Here is a 17,521-nt window from a genome sequence, read left to right on the forward strand (position 1 = left end):
GGCCGGTTTTGATGGAACAGGATGGTTCAATCAAAACCTACCTTGCTCTAGCGCGCCGCGATCATTCCCATTTTCCGGCGCTGGCGCCGCGGCGGCGGGCAACCCCGCTCGCGTTTTCGGGCAGTGGGCCGGCGCGACCAAACAGCCAGCCCTGGCCGTAGGTGATGCCGAGGCCGTGCAGGATCTCGGCTTCGGATTCGCTTTCGATCCGCTCGGCGACCATCGCGCAGCCGGCGGCGCGGGCGATTTCGGCCATCGCGGCGACGAAATCGCGCTCTCGCCCGGGCTGCGCGACGCCAGGGACGTAGGAGCCGTCGAGCTTGACATAATCGGCCGGCACCGCGCGCAGAATGCGCATATCGGCCGAGCCCGCGCCAAAATCATCGAGACAGAACGGAATGCCGAGCCCGCGCAGCGCCTCGGCGCCTTGGCGTACTTGCTCGAGATCCTCGATCTCGGCGGTTTCGGTCATCTCGACGATGACACGGCCTTTCGCGGCCCCTGCGAGTTGCGCGAGCAGACCGGCGCGAAATCCGCCATCCTGGAGCGAAAGGCTGGAAATATTGAAAGCGATCGGCGCCGGCGCGTGGCTCGCGACGGCAGCGGCCCGTTTCGCGACCGCGAGATCGAGTTCGTGGGCAAGGCCGACCGTCTCGATCAGGGTGACGAAATCCTGCGTCCCGCCGATCTCGACCCCGTTGATCGCTTGTGGGCGAAGCAACGCCTCGTAATGATGCAGGCCGCGATCGCCGAGGCGGACGATTGGCTGATAGAGCAATTGATAGCGTTCTTCACGGATCGCCCGGCGCAGCGCCGCGGCGTGCTTGCCCGCCTGGCGGACATAATCGGCGAGCCCACCAGCGAACCCGGCTTTGGCCAGCCCTTCGATCCCGCCGCGGGCGAACACGCCAAGGGCGTGACGAAGCGCCCGCGCCATCTGATCCGGGGTGAGCGCGTCGGCAGCCAAACTGAGCCGCTGTGCGGCGACAGTGCCGGTGACGCCATGGGTTCGCAGGGCGGCTTCCAGCTCGGCGACGACGGCGACGATGCTCTGTGATGGCCCCGACTCCGCCAGAAAGCTGATCCGGCCCGGCGCCGCCTCGCCGACCAGGGCGCCGGGGATGATCTCCTCCAACACTGCGCCGATCGCAACACCCTGATGTCGGGTCGGATCCGAGGCGGAGATTTCGAGGAGATTGAGTTCGCCGCCCTCGCCTTGGCGAACGCGTGCCTGTGCCGCCTCCAAAACCGGCCGCATCGCGGCGCCGCTCGCCGGTTTGCCGAGCGGCAGCGGCAAGGCCGCGAATGTCAGGCAAAGCTTGGCGGGGCGGCCGGCTTCGGCGAACAACAGGCCGGCGAGGGCGCGCGGCGTGCGCGCCTTGTCGGCGAGACGCAGCGTCATCGGCACTTGCCGCCCGCGCATCGGAAGGAGGGTGAGCGCCTGGTCGAGCGCCTCGCGATCACCCGGCGCCACCAAGTCACGCACCTTCTGGCCGACGAAACTTTCTGACGGGCGACCAAGCAGCGAGTGGAAAGCGCCAATCGCGAAGGTGATGGTGCCCTCCGTCGTCGCTTCGACCAGGAGATCGGCGGCGGCAAAGGAGAAGGTGACGAAACGCTCGCGCGGGGGGTGCGGGGCTGCGGTCATGGCGTGGCGCTATGCGGCGCGGATCGAGGTGACGAAGCTGTCCACTTCCTTGCGTAGCGTCTCCGAGAGCGAGGAAAGGCCGGTCGCGGCGACAAGGGTCCGTTCCGCCGCCGCGCCGATTTCGCTCGAGGTTTGCGTAATGCCGCCGAGATTACGGTTGACATTGTCGGTGCCTTGCGCCGCGCGCTGGATGCTGTCGGCGATCTCGCCGGTTGCGGCGCCCTGCTGCTCGACGGCCGCGGCGATGGCGTTGGCGATCTCGTTAATGCGGCCGATGGTGCCGTCGATCCCCCGGATTGCCGACACCGCCTCGCCGGTGGCGCTCTGGATGCCCTGGATCTGGGTGGCGATTTCCTCGGTCGCGCGGGCGGTTTGGTTGGCGAGGGCCTTGACCTCGCTCGCGACAACCGCGAACCCCTTGCCGTGTTCGCCGGCCCGCGCCGCCTCGATCGTCGCGTTCAGCGCAAGAAGATTGGTCTGGCCGGCGATATCCTGAATCATGCTCACGACCTCGCCGATTTTTTGCGCTGCCTGGGCAAGGCCGGTTACCTTGTCATTGGTGCGCCGCGCTTCCTCGGCGGCTTGGCCCGCAACCCCCGCCGAACTCGCAACCTGCTGACTGATTTCGCGGATCGAGGCGGTCAGTTGCTCGGTCGCCCCAGCGACGCTTTGCACATTGGCCGAGGCGCTGTCCGAAGCCGTGGCCACGAGGCCGACGCGCTCGGTCGCGTCATTGGCGGCCTGGCTCATCGCCGCTGAGGTTGCCCGCATCTCGATCGCGGCGGTGGCGACGTTTTGCACGAGATCGCCGACCCGCTCCTCGAACCCGGCGGCGAGACGGCGCAATTGCGCTGCCGCCGCCTCCTGAAGCCGGCGCTCGGCGGCCTCGCGTTCGACGACGGCGGCACTTTCCGCCGCCCGCGCCGCTTCGAGCTCGGCCATTTGGCGGGCGGATCGCGCGATCAGCCGAGCGAGCGCGTCGGCAAGCCACATCAACACGCCGGCCTCCGACACCAGGATCACCGCATGCATGACGACGCGGCCGAAATCCGCGCCGCCGGGGTAGATCGCCGCCGGGAGCAGGAAATTCAGCACGAGATGATGCACCGCGACCGCGACCGCGCCGGCGAGGATCGCGCCAGCGTCGCAATAAACCACGAGGCCGGCGAGGGTCGCGAAGAAATACATATGCATGTCGATCTGCCAGGGATGGCCCGCCATCGCGAACACCGCCAACGCCACCATCGCCATTGCCGCCACCGCGACGACGAGGCGGGTCGAGGCGCCATTCCCCGCCATCCGCCACGACAGCGTTGCCGCCCCGGCGAACACCACGGCAAGCAACGCGGGTATCAGCATCGGGAGGCCGCGGGCAGCGGCGATGGCGACGATCAGCGCGACATTGGCCCAGAGAAAGGCGATCAATCCCCGGCTCGCGCTCTCGCGAAGCCGCGTCAGCGTGGCATCGCCGGCCATCATCGCGGCCGGACGGGTCTCAGAGGGGCTCATGATGAAATTTTCCCAGTGCAGCCACCAAGGGCTTGTGGATCGAGGAGCAACCACGCCCCGGCTTGGCGCAGCCGGGCGAGGCTATCAGCGTGCTCGAGACGAACGATCAGGATTGCCGGGATGGCGCCGGTGCGAATGATCGTGACCCCGGCCGCGGACGCGGCGAGAAAGCTGCGTGTCGCATGCCACCACGGGGGAAAAACGGCGGCACGGACGGCGCCTGTCGACACCCCACCCGGCGCGCCAATCCCGGGCGTGGTCGGCGGCGGCGCCAGCGTCAGCATGGCGAGCGCGAGCGTGCTGACGATGAGCAGCAGCGCCGCATTCGCCGCCACTGGCCAAGGCCGAATGCTGCGCGCTGAGGGGCTATTGGTGGAGCGAAACATGCTCCGACCCTAGCCGCTCTTGGTCAAGATTGGCTTAACGCTCGTGCCTCTGGCCTGGGTTCGCGGTCCAGATCAGCGGCCCCGCCGTTTCCGCCAGCAGGCGATGGATGAAGACGCGCAAGCCGGCACGCGCAATTGAGTGGCGGGCGCGATCAGGCTAGGGTCGGCGCCGCATGCGTGCGATCGTCCCAGCTTTGGTCTTTGCTCTCTCGTTGGCGTTGGCGCTGGCGCTGGCGCTGCCGGCGGCGGCGCAGGTGACCGTCAATCCCGGCGCGCTCGACCAAAACCCGGCCGCGCCCCCGGCCTCGGCAACCACCCCGCCCGCCGCGCCGGCACCGCCGCAAACCGGCGCGACACCAAGCGAAACGCCGAAATCGCCGGCAAAACCGAAGCCGAAGCCCAAACCCAAAGTCCAGAGCAAACCGGCGGCCAAGGCCAAGCCGCCCGCCGCAGCCCCCGCCGCGCCGCCTGCCGCCGCGGCCACGCCGCCCGCCGAAGCGCCGCCCGCCGTGCGCTTGGGGACGGCGCCGGAAAACCTGACCGTCCCCGCCGCGCCACCGGCCTCGCCGCTGCTCCCGCCGGCGGCGGCGGCGCCACCCGAGCATCCCAATGTCACGCCGCCGCCGCCGCCGGTGGTCGCCGCGGCGGCCGGCGAGGTGATCGAGGTTCCCGGCGGCACGCGGATCACCTTCGCTCCCGAAAGCGCCGATCTCAACCCCGCAACCGATGCCGCCTTGCGCCAGATCGGCAGCGAAGCGGCGAAAAATCCCGCCGCCGTGGTCAATGTCATCGCCTATGCCAGCGGCGCCAAGGAAGATCCCTCGACGCCGCGGCGCCTCTCCCTCGATCGCGCGCTCGCCGCCCGGGCGGTGCTGATGGCCGCCGGCGTGCCCTCGACGCGGATTTATCTCCGGGCGCTCGGGACCGCGTCACGCGATGGCCCGCCCGATCGTGTCGATCTCGTGGTCGTCACTTCCCAGGCGGCGGTGGCGGCGACGCCGCCACCCCCCGGCCCACCCCAGCCGGCGGTGCCCAATGCCGCACCCAATGATCCTCCCTCAGAGGGGAAACCCCCACCGCCATGACCCGGCCAACCTTGTACCTGCTCCGGATGCTGGTTTTTCTTCTCATCGCCGGCGGGGTGGTGGCGCTTCTCGCCCCGACGCTGGAAGCCGTCTTTCACAACAACCCGATCCTCAACAGCCTGATTTTCCTGGTGCTGCTTGCCGGTATCATCTGGAATCTGCACCAGGTGACGCGGCTTTCCCCGGAAGTGACCTGGGTTGAAACCTTTCGCACGGCGCGGCCGCGGCTTTCCACCCTACCGATGCCGCGCCTTCTCGCGCCGATGGCGAACATGCTCGCCGCCCAACGCAACAAGAACCGCGAGGCCAGCGAGCGTTTCACGCTGTCTGCGGCGGCGATGCGGAGCCTGCTCGATTCGATCGCGAGCCGGCTCGACGAAAGCCGGGAATTGTCGCGCTACATGATCGGGCTTTTGATTTTTCTCGGCCTGCTCGGCACGTTCTGGGGGCTTTTGCGCACCGTGAGCGCGGTCGGCGATGTCATCGGCGCGATGGCGATCGGCAATGGCGATGTCACGGTGATGTTCGAGCAGCTCAAATCCGGCCTGCAAAAACCGCTGCACGGCATGGGCATGGCATTTTCGGCGTCGATGTTCGGCCTTGCCGGCTCGCTCATTCTCGGGTTTCTCGATCTCACCGCCGGACAAGCGCAAAACCGCTTCTTCAACGAGTTGGAGGAATGGCTCGCCGGCATCACCCGCATCGGCACCAGCCCGCTCGGCGGCGAGGGGGAGGGATCGATCCCGGTCTATGTCCAAGCGCTGCTCGAGCAAACCGCCGAGAACATGGAAAATCTCCAACGCATCCTGGCGCGCGGCGAGGAGGGGCGCATTCAGGCCAACCACGCGGTGCAAACCCTAACCGAGCGTGTCGGCCTGCTTTCGGACACGATGCGCACCAGCCAGCAACTCATGCTGCGCATCGCCGAAGCCCAGGCGGCGCTGGCGCCCGCCTTGCAACGCCTCGCCGAAGCCAAATTCGAGCCGGGGGACGAGGTCGCGCGCGCCCATCTGCGCAATATCGAAGTGGCGCTGCAGCGCATGCTGACCGAAATCGAACAAGGTCGCGCGCAAAGCACCAGCGATCTGCGCAATGATATCCGCCTTTTGACCCGCACCATCGCCGCCCTCGCCGAAGAGCCGCAGAAATAGCCGCGACATCGCCGACATCGCTGTTTCAGGAGCCGCCCCATGGCGCTTTCCCGCCGCCGCAGCCACCAGGAAGGGCTCAACCCGTGGCCGGGCTATGTCGATGCCCTGTCGACGCTGCTGATGACGACGATTTTCGTGTTGCTGGTGTTCGTGCTCGCGCAGGCGTTTCTCTCGGTGGTGCTCTCCAACCGTAACAAGGCGCTCGATCAGCTCAACGGCAAGGTCTCGCAGCTCGCCGACCTGCTGGCCCTCGAAAAAAGCCGGACGACCGATCTCAGCGCCCGTGTCGCGACCCTGAGCGCGAGCCTCGCGCAAGCCAACGCCGCCCGCGCCGATCTCGCCGAGAAGCTTGCGGCAAGCCAGCAACAGGCCGCCGCCGCGCAAAGCGCCATGGCGGCAGCGGAAGCAGAATGGCAGCGCACGATCAAGGCGGACAAGGCGACCCTCGAGGCCCGGCTCGCCGATCTTGCCCGCCTCAACGAACAGGTCGCGGCCTTGAGCGCGCTGCGCGACGAGTTGGAAAAAAAGGCCGAGGATGCCGCCGCCCGCGCCACCACCGAGGCCGAGCGCCGCGCCGCGGTTGCCGCGCAATTGGCCGAGGCGCAGAATTTCTCCGACAGCGCGCGGGCCGAAATCGCCCTCCTCAATCAGCAGATGGCGGAATTGCGCAAGCAATTGCAGGGGCTTTCCACGGCGCTCGCGGCGTCCGAAGAGGCGTCAAAAGCGAAAGACGTGCAAATCAGCAATCTCGGTCAGCGCCTCAACGCGGCGCTGGCCGCCAAGGTCGAGGAGCTGCAGCGCTATCGCTCGGAATTCTTCGGCCGGCTGCGCGAGGTTCTCGCCAACCGGCCGGGCATCCAGATCGTCGGCGACCGCTTCGTCTTCCAAAGCGAGGTCTTGTTCCCGGTCGGCAGCGCCGATCTCTCCGCCACCGGCACCGAGGAAATCCGCAAGCTCGCGGCGACGCTGAGGGACATCGCCAAAGAGATCCCGCCCGATGTCAACTGGATCCTCCGGGTCGATGGCCACGCCGATCACCAGCCGATCAGCGGCACCGGCGCCTTCGCTTCGAACTGGGAATTATCCGCCCAGCGCGCCATCAACGTCGTCAAACTGTTGATCGCTGAGGGGATTCCGCCCAATCACCTCGCCGCCACCGGGTTTGCCGATTATCAACCGCTCGCTCCCGGCGATACGCCCGAGGATTATGCCCGCAACCGGCGGATCGAGCTGCGCCTGACCGATCGCTGATGGCGGCCGCTGGCGGGTATGATTTTCCCTCTTTGCGTGCCGCCGCTCTCTGCCTAGGCTAGGCTTCGAACCGAAGCACCCAGGCCGGGAGGAAAACCGTGGATTTTGCTTACACAGACAAGGTCAACGCCTTGCGCGAACGCCTGCTCGCCTTCATGGACGAGCATATCTATCCCCATGAGGAGACCTATCACCAGCAAATCAACGGCGCCGCCGATCGCTGGCAGCCGGTGCCGATCATCGAGCAGCTCAAGCCGGTCGCGCGGGCGGCGGGGTTATGGAATCTGTTTTTACCCCAATCCTCGCATGGCGCCGGCCTCACCAATCTCGAATATGCGCCGCTCGCCGAAATCATGGGGCGGGTGCAATGGTGCTCGGAGGTGTTCAACTGTTCGGCGCCCGACACCGGCAATATGGAAACCATCGAGCGCTATGGCAGCGCCGAGCACAAGGAGCGCTGGCTGAAGCCGCTGCTCGCGGGCGAAATCCGCTCCTGTTTCTCGATGACCGAGCCGGAAGTGGCCTCGTCGGATGCAACCAACATCCAGACCAGCATCATGCGCGACGGCGATCATTACGTCATCAATGGGCGCAAATGGTGGTCGTCGGGCGCCGGCGATCCGCGCTGCGCGATCTTCATCGTCATGGGCAAGAGCGACCCGCACAACCCCGACAAATACCGCCAGCAATCGATGATCCTGGTGCCGCGCGACACCCCGGGCCTTACCATCAAACGCATGCTGCCGGTGTTCGGCTATGACGATGCGCCGCACGGCCATGGCGAGATATTGTTCGAAAATGTCCGGGTGCCGGCCTCCAACATTCTACTTGGCGAGGGCCGTGGTTTCGAGATCGCGCAAGGCAGGCTCGGCCCCGGGCGCATCCATCACTGCATGCGCACGATCGGCCTTGCTGAGCGCGCGCTCGAGAAAATGTGCCAGCGTGTGACGCAGCGCATCGCCTTCGGCCGGCCGCTTGCCGAGCAAGGGGTGATCATCGAACGCATCGCCAATGCCCGCATCATGATCGACCAATCGCGCCTGCAAGTGCTGCACGCGGCGTGGAAGATGGACACCGTCGGCAACAAGGAAGCGCGGCGCGAGATCGCGGCGATCAAGGTCGGCGTGCCGAACATGGCGTGTCAGGTGATCGACTGGGCGCTACAGGCGCATGGCGGCGGCGGCGTCACCAGCGATTTCGGCATCGCGCGGATGTATGCGACGGCGCGCACGATGCGCATCGTCGATGGCCCGGACGAGGTGCATCGCTTCCAGCTCGGCCGCCTCGAACTCGCCAAATACCGCCCGGCGCGGCCGAACGCGTGAGGAGCGGGTGATGAAAAATCTCTTTGATCTCACCGGCAAGGTCGCCGTCGTCACTGGCTCGAGCCGCGGCATCGGGCGCGCCATCGCCGAAGCGATGGCAGCGCACGGCGCGAAAGTCGTGATTTCGAGTCGCAAGCCTGATGCCTGCGCGCCGGTCGCAGACGCGATCACCAAGGCGGGTGGCGAGGCGATCGTCATCCCCTGCCATATCGGCCATAAGGAGCAGCTGCAGGCGCTGGTCGACAAAACCACCGCGCATTGGGGGGGCATCGACATCCTGGTGTGCAACGCCGCCGTCAATCCTTATTTCGGCCCGTCGGCGGGTATCCCGGATGATGCGTATGATCGCATCATGGGCGCCAATGTGCGGAGCAATTTCTGGCTCTGCAACATGGCGCTCCCTGGCATGGCGGCGCGCGGCGGTGGCGCGATCATCGTCGTCTCCTCGATCGCCGGTCTGCGCGGCACGCCGCTGCTCGCCGTCTATGGCCTCTCCAAAGCCGCCGATATGCAGCTTGTGCGCAATATCGCGGTCGAATGGGGGCCGAAGAATATCCGCGCCAATTGTATTGCTCCCGGCCTGATCCGCACCGAATTCGCCCGGGCGCTCTGGGAAAATCCGGAGATCGGCGAAAAACGGTCGAAAGACACGCCCTTGATGCGAATCGGTGAGCCCGATGAGATCGCCGGTGCGGCGGTGTTTCTCGCCGCCCCCTCGGGCAGCTTCACCACCGGCCAGACGATCGTCATCGATGGTGGCGTTACCATCGGCTCGCCGGTGCAGGCGGCGGGCTGACGATGGCGGACGGCACGCCGGAACTGGTTCCGGTTCTTCCCAACCATCGCTTCGACGAGGCAGCGCTCGCGCGCTACCTCGCCGCGCATCTGCCCGGCTTCGGCGGCGATCTCGTGGTGCGGCAATTCCAGGGCGGGCAGTCCAACCCGACCTTTCATTTGCAAACCAGCAGCGGCGTCTATGTCATGCGCAAAAAGCCGCCGGGTAAGCTGCTCCCGTCGGCGCATGCCGTCGATCGCGAGTTCACCGTGCTCAAGGCACTGGCGGCAAGCCCGGTGCCGGTGCCGCGTGTCCATCTTCTCTGCCGCGATGAGAGCGTCATCGGGCAAATGTTTTACATCATGGATCACGTGCCGGGCCGGGTTTTCGCCGATCGCACCCTGCCCGGCGCGACCCCTGGCGAGCGCGCGGCGATGTATGACGATATGAACCGCGTCCTCGCCCTGCTCCATGGCTGCGATTACCAGGCCCTCGGTCTTGCCGATTTCGGCCGCCCGGAGGGGTATGTGGCGCGGCAGGTGGCGCGCTGGTCGAAACAATACGAGGCCTCGCGCACCATCGACGTGCCAGCGATGGACGCCCTCATGCGCTGGCTGCCGGAACATCTGCCGGCGACCGAGGAAGCGGCGATCGCCCATGGCGATTTCCGCCTCGGCAATCTGATCTTCCACCCGACCGAGCCACGCGTCGTCGCGGTGCTGGATTGGGAGTTGGCGACCATTGGCCACCCGCTCGCCGATCTCGCCTATAATCTCCTCACCTATCGCTTGCCCGAAAGCGCCGGTGGCGGCGCCGAGGCGGAGCTGGTGGCGCTCGGCATCCCGAGCGAGAAGGACTATATCGCCCGCTATTGCGCGCGCAGCGGCCGCGCTGGCGTCCCTGATCTCGAATTTATGATCATTTTTTCGATGTTTAGACTGGCGTCGATCGTTGCTGGCGTGTATCGTCGCGCCGTCGAGGGCAATGCCGCGGATGCCCGCGCGTTGGAGCGCGGCCAGATGTTTCAGGATATCGCCGAGCGTGCTTGGCAATTTGCCCGGAGGCTCGGCGTCTGAAGCTGCGAAAGGGTGACGCGATGCGATCGCTCCCAGGAACGGTGGTCGAAACCCGCATTCAGGATCGGGAGATTCGTTTTTTCGTCCGCAATCCCGACGACCATATCCAAAGCCATCACCTCCAGGGCATTTTCTATGAGCGTGAGGAATTGGCGATCATCGCACGCTATTTCCACGAGGGCGGGGTATTCGTCGATATCGGCACCAATGTCGGCAACCACTCGATTTTCATCGAAAAATTCTGCAACCCGCGCCGGATCATCAATTTTGAAATCAACCCCGAGGCAATCGGAATTTTTACCCTCAACCGCTACCTGAACGAACTCAAATCCTGCGATATCGGCTTTCTTGGCGTTGCGCTCGGCCAGCATGAGGGGCGGGTGAGCTTAGTGCAGCCGGATCCCGATAATCTCGGCTGCACCGCGATCCAGCCCTCGCCGGAGGGCGTATTGCGCTGCCTGCCGGGCGATGCGGTGCTCGCGGCACGGCCGGTCGATCTCGTGAAAATCGATGTCGAGGGCACCGAAATGGACGTCTTGGCGGGTTTGGCGCGGACCATCGCGCGCTGGCGCCCGGCGCTGTTCATCGAGGTCGATGGCACGAACGAGGCGGCTTTCACAGAATGGTGCGACGAACAGGCCTATCGCCGCGCCGACGCTTTTCAGCGCTATGAAGGCAAAACCAATTTCATGGTGCTCCCGGCCGAGCGCCTTTGACACCGCGCCATCGCCGGCGTCCGTTTGGTCATTCTCTTTGCCCGTCATTGCGGCGGGCGCGGCGCTCGGGCGCGGTTTCCACCGCGAATTTCACCAATGCGGCCTGGCTGCGCAGAGCGAGCTTGGTGCGCAGCTGTGCCGCGATGTGAGCCGCGCTGCGGTAGCTGAGCCCGAGTGCCGCGGCGATGTCGGCGAGCCCGGCGCCGCTGCCGAGGAGATCGAGCACGTCCAACTCGCGTGCTGTCAGGCCGCGGAGTGGATCATCAGCCGGTTGCAAGCTGAGGAGCGCCAATTTCTGCGCGACGCGATGGCCGAGATAGCGTTCGCCGCGCAGCAATGCATCCACCGCGGCAAGCAACGCCTCGGGGTCGTCATGCTTGGTGAGATAGCCGCGCGCACCGGCCTCGAGCGCCCGGGCAACGAACGCCGCCTCCTCATACATGCTGAACACCAGCACCCGCGCCGACGGCGTCTCGCCATGCAGGCGGCGCAGGAATTCAAGGCCGTTGCCGTCCGGTAGGTTGAGATCAAGGATGATGAGATCAGGGCCATGGCGGCGGTTCATCGCCAGCCCCTCGGTGCCGGTGCCGGCTTCGAGGATGGTGAAATCCGGGCGCGTCTCAAGCAGGCGGCGACAGCCGTCGCGAACGATCGGATGATCGTCGATCAGCAGGATGGCGGCTTGCATGTCATATCCTCGGGTGCCTCCTTGGCGGGCGCGAGCGGCACCGTCAACCGCAGCAAAGCCCCCCCTTCGGCGGCGCGCCCGGTCTCGATCCGCCCGCCGAGGGCGCGGACGCGTTCGGCAATGCCGAGCAGCCCGAAGCCGAAGCGCTGCTCGGGCGCGAAGCCACGCCCATCATCGGCGATCGTGAGTTCGAGCCGCCGCCCGCCGCCGGCTTGCGCGCCGTCGGTCCGCAGCTCGATCCGAACCGCGCGCGCGCCGGCGTGGCGCACGACATTGGTCAGGCCCTCCTGCACCGCGCGATAGAGCGCGAGCGCAAGCCGCTCGTCGATGCGGCCGATCGCCTCCGGCGCGATCGCCCCCGGCTCGATCGCCAAGGTGCAGCGCAAGGCGGGATAGCGGTCTTGCCAGGCGGCGAAAACCTGATCGAGCGCCGCCTCCAGCCCGAGTTCATCGAGCACCAGCGGGCGCAGCCGCTCGAGAAGCCGCGTGGTGACACCTTGGATACCATCGGTGAGGCCGGCGATCGCCCGCGCCCGCTCGGCGATCGCCGGCAGCGGCGGGGGGCTTTCGCGGAGCGCCCGCACAATGCCAGCGACATCGGCGCGAATGGCAAAAAGCGCCGGGCCGAACGCGTCATGCAGCTCATGGGCGAGTTCCTTGCGCTCCTCCTCCTGGAGCGACATCAGCTTGTCGATCAGCCGATGATTATCCTCGCGCAGACGCCCGAGCGAGCGCGCCAGACTGTCGAAGCGGGCGCCGATGCGGCGCAATTCGCGCACCCGGATCGGCGCCAGGGCGATATCGAAGCGGCCATGCTCGAGCTGGTCGAGCGCCTCGGCGAGATCGCCGATCGGCGCGAGCGAAACATGGACGAGCGCGACGAGAATAGCGGTGATGATCAGCGCGAGGGCGGCAAGCAGGGCTGCGAGAAAGCGCAACTCACCCCAGATTTCCCGCATCTCGTCGAGCGGATTGGGCATCAGGATCACGCTGCCATAGACGTTGCCGGCGCGGAGGATGGGAAAACTCACAGCGGCGCTGGGGGAGGCGAGCAAACGGACGAAAAACCGCGGCACGGTCGCCGCGTCCCCCTTCAAGAACAGCGCCTCGCCGAAAGGCAGCAGATCGGGCGCCGGCATGATCACGAGATCGACGTGGCGGACACTGGGCAGCGCTGCCACCAGCCGGGCGAAAACCGGCCCGGATCTCGCCTCATCGGCGACGGCGGCGAGTTCGGCGCGCACCAGAACCGTCGCAAGACGCATCCCCGACGCGGTTTCCGCCTGCACGCGCAGACGCCCAAGCCAGACGGAAAAGCCGATCGTCGTGATCAGCCCGAGCAGGAGCACGGCGGTGGGGAGAACGATCAAGCGGGTGCGGAGCGAGGCCATGGCTGCCAAAGGGGTCGGGTCTCGCCAAAATGGCGCCTTTATCGCGGCGCCGGCAAGCCCCGCCGATGGCCGGCGGCGAGCGCCTCGCATAATTTGCCACGCACTCGTCATTTTTTGCAATAACGGGGGAAATTTCAGAGGTTTAAGCGCAATCATTGCGATTGACGCGAAGGCATCGCCGTCCTACCCGATAAGGGCAAAAACACGGGTGCGTGAGGGAGGACAAGGATGCGGAGCTTCGCTTCGGCGGCGCTGGCGGCGCTGCTTGCGATCGGCGGGGCGGATCACGCGGCGGCGCAACAGGCGCCGGCACCAGCGTCCCCGGTCACCACCCTGCCTGACATCACTGCGCTGCCCGATACCAACGTCATCGGCTCGACGCCGCTGCTCGGCTCCGATGTCGAGCGCGACAAGGTGCCCGACGAGACCCAGGTTTTGGACAGCCACGATCTCTCGTTCGACGGCACGCCCAATCTGCTCGGCAGTTTGAGCCAACAGGCGCAGGGGGTTTCGATCGGCAGCGAGTCGGGCAACTCGTTCGCCCCCAATATTTTCTATCATGGCTTTCAGGCCTCGCCGATCGCCGGCAATTCCCAAGACATCGCGGTCTATGTCAACGGCGTGCGCTTCAATCAGCCGTTCGGCGATGTCGTGAACTGGGATTTGCTGCCGAGTGTCGCAATCGACCGCGTCGAATTCCAGGGCACCAACCCGGTGTTCGGCCTGAACGCGCTCGGCGGCGCGATGGCCGTCGAGATGAAGAATGGTTTTACTTTTCAGGGCATGGACGCGACCGTGCTCGGCGGCTCCTATAACCGGCTGCAGGGCTATGGCGAATACGGCGCGCAATTCGGTAACACGGCGGTCTATGCCGCGGTCGATGGGCTTTACTCCGGCGGCTGGCGCCAAGACGAATCCTCGCATCTCAACAAGCTCTACGCTGATTTCGGCTGGCGCGGCGCCGCCGCCGAGCTGCACATCAACGTCACCGCCGCCGACAATGAACTGAACGAGCCGGCGACGGTGCCGGTGCAGGAGCTGGACGCCGATCGCTCGGCGGTGTTCACCGCGCCCAATTTTCTCGGCAACAAATACGCGCAAATTTCGGCGAACGGCTCCTATCAGGTCAGCGACACGACCTCGGTCCAGACCGTCGCCTATTTTCAGAATTTTCTGCAAAGCGTCGTCAACGGCAATGTCCCCGATGCCACGCCCTGCGGCAATTTTCTTTGCACCGGGCCGGGACAGTTCCTGACCACGACCGGGTTCGTGCCGATCCCGAATTTTCTCAATGGCGGTCCCTATTCGCAGCTCAACGTGCAGGACACCAACACCAACGGTTACGGATTATCCCTCCAAGCGACCAACACCGGCACCCTGTTCGGCCACGCCAATCATTTCACCGCCGGCGCGAGCTATGACGGCAGCCAGAACACCTTCACCGGCAACACGCTGCTCGGCGGCCTCAACCCCAATGACCAGATGAGCTTCGTCGGGCCGGGCGTCACCATCGATCAGGCCGATCAGTCGATCATGCCGGTCCGGCTCAATGACATGACGAATTACTATGGCCTCTATTTCATCAATATGTTCGATATCACGCCGGCGCTCACGCTCACCGTCGCCGGGCGCTTCAATTATGCGCAAACCGATCTCGTCGGCGTCGATCCCAATAATGGCTCGCTCTCGGGCAATCACGATTATGCACATTTTAACCCGCAGATCGGCCTCACCTACAAAATCAATCCGCATGTGACGTCTTATGCCGATTTCGCCGAGTCGAATCGCGCGCCGACGCCCGAGGAATTGTCCTGCTCTGACCCCGCGAGCCCCTGCACTCTCTCCAATTTCTTCGCCGGCGATCCCAACCTCAAACAGGTGATCGCGCATACCCTCGAGGCGGGCCTGCGTGGCCAGTTCACGCCCTACGGCAACGCCAAATTCGATTGGAATCTGAGCGCCTATCGCACCGATACGATGAACGACATTCAATTCATCTATAGCCCAGTCCAGGGCTCGGCCTATTATCAGAATATCGGCGATACCCGCCGCCAAGGCGTCGATCTCGGCGGCACGCTGACGCAAGGAAAATTCGAATTTTTCGCCAATGCCTCCTATATCAACGCAACCTATCAGAATGGCCTGACCATTTCGAGCCCGAACAATCCCGGCGCCGACGCCAACGGCAACATCCATATCCGCCCCGGCGACACGCTTCCCGGCATCCCGAACTGGATCGCAAAAATCGGGTTTTCCTATAACATCACCGATGCTTGGCAAGTCGGGGCCGATGGCACCTATCAATCCGGCCAATATCTGTTCGGCGACGAGGCCAATCTTCTTCCGACCACCGGCGCCTATTTCGTCACCAACCTCAACACCAGCTACCAGCTCACCAAACACATAAAATTGTTCGCGATGCTCGATAACGCCTTCAACGCCGATTATTACACCTACGGCACGCTCAGCCCGACCAACCTCGTGCCGATCCCGAGCGCCCCTGGCGCTTCCAACCCGCGCGCGCTGGCCCCGGCCAACCCGATCGAGGCCTATGGCGGCATCACGGTCTCGTTCTGACGGCTCAGTGATCCCTCGCCTCGACAAGCTTGCGGGAGTGTTCCTATACTCGCGCCGCGCCCACGAACGAGGCGTATGGCTTTGATAAACAGTCCCAATTTAGTCTTCTATCGAAGGAGAACTCCATGCATCGGTTAATCGCGGCCGCAACCCTCGCCCTTGGCTCGCTGGCCTTGGTCTCCGCCGCTCATGCGGATGGCGATGCCGCCGCCGGCAAGACCTTGTTTCAGCAGAAATGCGCGCTCTGCCATTCGCCGGACAAGGGCGTGAACAAGCTCGGGCCGAGTCTCTGGAACGTCGCCGGCCAACCCGCCGCGGAAGTGCCGAATTACACGTTTTCCGCCGGCATGAAGGATTCGCACATCACCTGGGATGATGCCTCGCTCGACAAATGGCTCACCAATCCGCGCGCGATGGTCGCCGGCACCAAGATGATTTTCCCTGGCCTTCCCAACGCGGCTGATCGCCAAAACGTCATCGCTTATCTCAAGAGCTTGAAATAGCCCTTTTTTCCTGAATATCGCGCAAGCGTGCGGCAAGCTGCGCGGTGGTCGCGCGATCGCCGCGCCGCTCGCTTGCGGGGATGGTGACGTCAGCGATGATGCGCGCCGGCCTTTCGGCCAGCATCAGCACGCGATCGGCGAGGGCGGCGGCATCGGTCAGATCGTGCGTCACCAAAAGCGCTGCGGTCGGCCGCTCTGCCCAGGCGTCGCGCAACACGGCGCGCCCAAGTTCAGCGTTGCCCGCATCGAGCGAGGCGAACGGTTCATCGAGCAGCACCAAAGCCGGCGCGATCGCGAAGGCGCGGGCGATGGCGACCCGGCGCGCCATGCCGAGCGAAATCCGGCTGGGATAGGCATCGCGCGCCTCCCAAAGGCCGAGACGCTTGAGCAGCTCTGCCGCCGCCGCCTCTTGCCCGGGAGGCAAAACCAGCGCCAGATTCTGCCAGACGGTTCGCCACGGCAGCAGCCGCGGCTCTTGAAACACCATGCCAAGGCGCGGCGGGGCGACGCCCGCCGGCTCCGATCCTTCCCCTCGCACCCAGGTGATCTTCCCGTCGAACACCGGGTCGAGGCCGGATATCAGCCGCAGCAGCGTCGTTTTGCCGCAGCCCGAAGGGCCGACCAGGGCAACGATCTCGTCCGCGCCGAGCGAAAAGGCGAGGTCGGCGAGCACCGGCTCGCGCGCGCCGGGAAACAGCTTCCGCCGGATCGTGACCTCGAGACTCACCGCCGCCATCGATTGGCCCAATGCTCCAAAGGCTGCCATCCCCCCCATTCGATGGCCTGCACAACCAGGATGAAGGCGAGGGTATAGGCGAGGATGTCGGTGACGTCGAAGAGCTGAAAATATTGCTCGATCGCGAAGCCGACGCCGTCGCTCCGGCCAAGCAATTCCACCACCAGCACGATCTTCCAGATGATGGCGAGGCCCGAGCGCGCGGCGGCGAAGAAATACGGTGTCAGTTGCGGCAAGATGACATGGCGCAGCACCGCCCAGCGCCCCATCCGGTAACAACGCGCCATCTCGAGCAGGCTGCGGTCGAGCGCCCGCGCCCCCTCGCGCAGCGTCACCGCGGTCGATGGCAGCTTATTGAGCGCAACGGCGATGATCGCGGTCGGCTCATTCAAGCCGAACCACACATACATCAGCATGATCGAGACCAGCGCCGGCAGGTTGAGCAGAACCGTGAGCCAGCTATCGAACGCGAGATCGAGCCGACGCCATATCCCGAGCGCGATGCCGAGCGCCGAACCCACCACCATGGCGAGCGCGAACGCGCCGGCGACGCGGAGCAGGGTGATGCCGAGATTGGCGAGGAGATCGCCATGCAGCGCGAGATCGACCATCGCCCGCAGCACCCGCGAGGCGGGCGGCAGCAAGCGGCTCTCGGCCAGCCACGCCGCCGCTTCCCAAGCCAGCAGGAAAACGACGATCGAGGC

General features: G+C 65.4%; 16 protein-coding genes. 9 read left to right on the top strand and 7 right to left on the bottom strand.

The window, feature by feature from the left end; all coding sequences use genetic code 11:
• Positions 1 to 61: 61 nt before the first annotated feature.
• The 3 genes from DEF76_RS04970 to DEF76_RS04980 are packed head-to-tail and all read right to left on the bottom strand — an operon-like array spanning position 62 to position 3,543.
• On the bottom strand, positions 62 to 1,648 hold the full coding sequence (locus tag DEF76_RS04970; RefSeq protein ID WP_114911377.1) for an EAL domain-containing protein: 1,587 nt from the start codon (positions 1,646 to 1,648) through the stop codon (positions 62 to 64).
• A 9-nt stretch (positions 1,649 to 1,657) separates the two neighbouring features.
• Positions 1,658 to 3,157, bottom strand: coding sequence for a methyl-accepting chemotaxis protein (locus tag DEF76_RS04975; protein WP_205216112.1), 1,500 nt, complete (start codon positions 3,155 to 3,157; stop codon positions 1,658 to 1,660).
• The gene (locus tag DEF76_RS04980; RefSeq protein ID WP_114911378.1) at positions 3,154 to 3,543 is read right to left on the bottom strand and encodes a hypothetical protein; all 390 of its coding nucleotides are present in this window, start codon (positions 3,541 to 3,543) and stop codon (positions 3,154 to 3,156) included. The genes DEF76_RS04975 and DEF76_RS04980 overlap by 4 nt, the downstream gene beginning before the upstream one ends.
• Before the next feature lie 173 nt (positions 3,544 to 3,716).
• Here DEF76_RS04980 and DEF76_RS04985 point away from each other — a divergent pair, with 173 nt between their 5' ends.
• The 7 genes from DEF76_RS04985 (at position 3,717) to DEF76_RS05015 (ending at position 10,922) form a co-directional block, all read left to right on the top strand.
• The gene (locus DEF76_RS04985) at positions 3,717 to 4,628 is read left to right on the top strand and encodes an OmpA family protein (RefSeq protein WP_114911379.1); all 912 of its coding nucleotides are present in this window, start codon (positions 3,717 to 3,719) and stop codon (positions 4,626 to 4,628) included.
• Complete coding sequence (locus tag DEF76_RS04990) at positions 4,625 to 5,779, top strand: MotA/TolQ/ExbB proton channel family protein (protein ID WP_114911380.1); 1,155 nt, start codon at positions 4,625 to 4,627, stop codon at positions 5,777 to 5,779. The genes DEF76_RS04985 and DEF76_RS04990 overlap by 4 nt, the downstream gene beginning before the upstream one ends.
• A 39-nt stretch (positions 5,780 to 5,818) precedes the next feature.
• Positions 5,819 to 7,030 carry a peptidoglycan -binding protein gene (locus tag DEF76_RS04995; protein ID WP_114911381.1) on the top strand — a complete coding sequence of 404 codons (1,212 nt, stop codon included), beginning with the start codon at positions 5,819 to 5,821 and terminating at the stop codon, positions 7,028 to 7,030.
• A gap of 98 nt (positions 7,031 to 7,128) precedes the next feature.
• Entirely contained in the window at positions 7,129 to 8,355 is a 1,227-nt protein-coding gene (locus DEF76_RS05000) for an acyl-CoA dehydrogenase family protein (RefSeq protein ID WP_114911382.1), read from the top strand.
• 10 nt (positions 8,356 to 8,365) lie between these two features.
• The gene (locus DEF76_RS05005) at positions 8,366 to 9,151 is read left to right on the top strand and encodes an SDR family NAD(P)-dependent oxidoreductase (RefSeq protein WP_114911383.1); all 786 of its coding nucleotides are present in this window, start codon (positions 8,366 to 8,368) and stop codon (positions 9,149 to 9,151) included.
• 2 nt (positions 9,152 to 9,153) lie between these two features.
• A complete protein-coding gene (locus DEF76_RS05010; protein WP_114911384.1) occupies positions 9,154 to 10,206 on the top strand; it encodes a phosphotransferase in 1,053 nt (350 codons plus the stop codon).
• Positions 10,207 to 10,226: 20 nt separating this feature from the next.
• Positions 10,227 to 10,922, top strand: a complete 696-nt coding sequence (locus DEF76_RS05015; RefSeq protein WP_114911385.1) for an FkbM family methyltransferase — start codon at positions 10,227 to 10,229, stop codon at positions 10,920 to 10,922.
• 28 nt (positions 10,923 to 10,950) lie between these two features.
• Here DEF76_RS05015 and DEF76_RS05020 read toward each other — a convergent pair whose 3' ends face one another.
• Positions 10,951 to 11,610 (bottom strand): response regulator transcription factor, encoded by a 660-nt coding sequence (locus DEF76_RS05020; protein WP_114911386.1) that lies wholly within the window; start codon positions 11,608 to 11,610, stop codon positions 10,951 to 10,953.
• Entirely contained in the window at positions 11,589 to 13,001 is a 1,413-nt protein-coding gene (locus DEF76_RS05025; RefSeq protein ID WP_162800484.1) for an ATP-binding protein, read from the bottom strand. The genes DEF76_RS05020 and DEF76_RS05025 overlap by 22 nt, the downstream gene beginning before the upstream one ends.
• Positions 13,002 to 13,229: 228 nt before the next feature.
• On the opposite strand from DEF76_RS05025, the gene DEF76_RS05030 reads away from it, so the two are divergent.
• Entirely contained in the window at positions 13,230 to 15,578 is a 2,349-nt protein-coding gene (locus tag DEF76_RS05030) for a TonB-dependent receptor (protein ID WP_114911388.1), read from the top strand.
• Between the two features lie 125 nt (positions 15,579 to 15,703).
• Complete coding sequence (locus DEF76_RS05035) at positions 15,704 to 16,081, top strand: c-type cytochrome (RefSeq protein WP_114911389.1); 378 nt, start codon at positions 15,704 to 15,706, stop codon at positions 16,079 to 16,081.
• Here the strand turns inward: DEF76_RS05035 and DEF76_RS05040 are convergent.
• Both DEF76_RS05040 and DEF76_RS05045 read right to left on the bottom strand, forming a co-directional pair.
• Entirely contained in the window at positions 16,065 to 16,808 is a 744-nt protein-coding gene (locus DEF76_RS05040; protein WP_205216113.1) for an ABC transporter ATP-binding protein, read from the bottom strand. The genes DEF76_RS05035 and DEF76_RS05040 overlap by 17 nt on opposite strands.
• The gene (locus tag DEF76_RS05045) at positions 16,805 to 17,461 is read right to left on the bottom strand and encodes an ABC transporter permease (protein ID WP_240319110.1); all 657 of its coding nucleotides are present in this window, start codon (positions 17,459 to 17,461) and stop codon (positions 16,805 to 16,807) included. Before DEF76_RS05045 ends, DEF76_RS05040 begins: the two co-directional genes overlap by 4 nt.
• Between the last annotated feature and the right edge of the window lie 60 nt (positions 17,462 to 17,521).

The sequence above is a fragment of the Acidibrevibacterium fodinaquatile genome (assembly GCF_003352165.1).
Classification (GTDB): domain Bacteria; phylum Pseudomonadota; class Alphaproteobacteria; order Acetobacterales; family Acetobacteraceae; genus Acidibrevibacterium; species Acidibrevibacterium fodinaquatile.

Coding starts and splice junctions, on each gene's coding strand:
- DEF76_RS05035 (WP_114911389.1), top strand. CDS start 15,704: ATGCATCGGTTAATCGCGGCCGCAACCCTCGCCCTTGGCTCGCTGGCC.
- DEF76_RS05025 (WP_162800484.1), bottom strand. CDS start 13,001: ATGGCCTCGCTCCGCACCCGCTTGATCGTTCTCCCCACCGCCGTGCTC.
- DEF76_RS05030 (WP_114911388.1), top strand. CDS start 13,230: ATGCGGAGCTTCGCTTCGGCGGCGCTGGCGGCGCTGCTTGCGATCGGC.
- DEF76_RS05005 (WP_114911383.1), top strand. CDS start 8,366: ATGAAAAATCTCTTTGATCTCACCGGCAAGGTCGCCGTCGTCACTGGC.
- DEF76_RS04980 (WP_114911378.1), bottom strand. CDS start 3,543: ATGTTTCGCTCCACCAATAGCCCCTCAGCGCGCAGCATTCGGCCTTGG.
- DEF76_RS05010 (WP_114911384.1), top strand. CDS start 9,154: ATGGCGGACGGCACGCCGGAACTGGTTCCGGTTCTTCCCAACCATCGC.
- DEF76_RS04990 (WP_114911380.1), top strand. CDS start 4,625: ATGACCCGGCCAACCTTGTACCTGCTCCGGATGCTGGTTTTTCTTCTC.
- DEF76_RS05015 (WP_114911385.1), top strand. CDS start 10,227: ATGCGATCGCTCCCAGGAACGGTGGTCGAAACCCGCATTCAGGATCGG.
- DEF76_RS04975 (WP_205216112.1), bottom strand. CDS start 3,157: ATGAGCCCCTCTGAGACCCGTCCGGCCGCGATGATGGCCGGCGATGCC.
- DEF76_RS05020 (WP_114911386.1), bottom strand. CDS start 11,610: ATGCAAGCCGCCATCCTGCTGATCGACGATCATCCGATCGTTCGCGAC.
- DEF76_RS04970 (WP_114911377.1), bottom strand. CDS start 1,648: ATGACCGCAGCCCCGCACCCCCCGCGCGAGCGTTTCGTCACCTTCTCC.
- DEF76_RS04985 (WP_114911379.1), top strand. CDS start 3,717: ATGCGTGCGATCGTCCCAGCTTTGGTCTTTGCTCTCTCGTTGGCGTTG.
- DEF76_RS04995 (WP_114911381.1), top strand. CDS start 5,819: ATGGCGCTTTCCCGCCGCCGCAGCCACCAGGAAGGGCTCAACCCGTGG.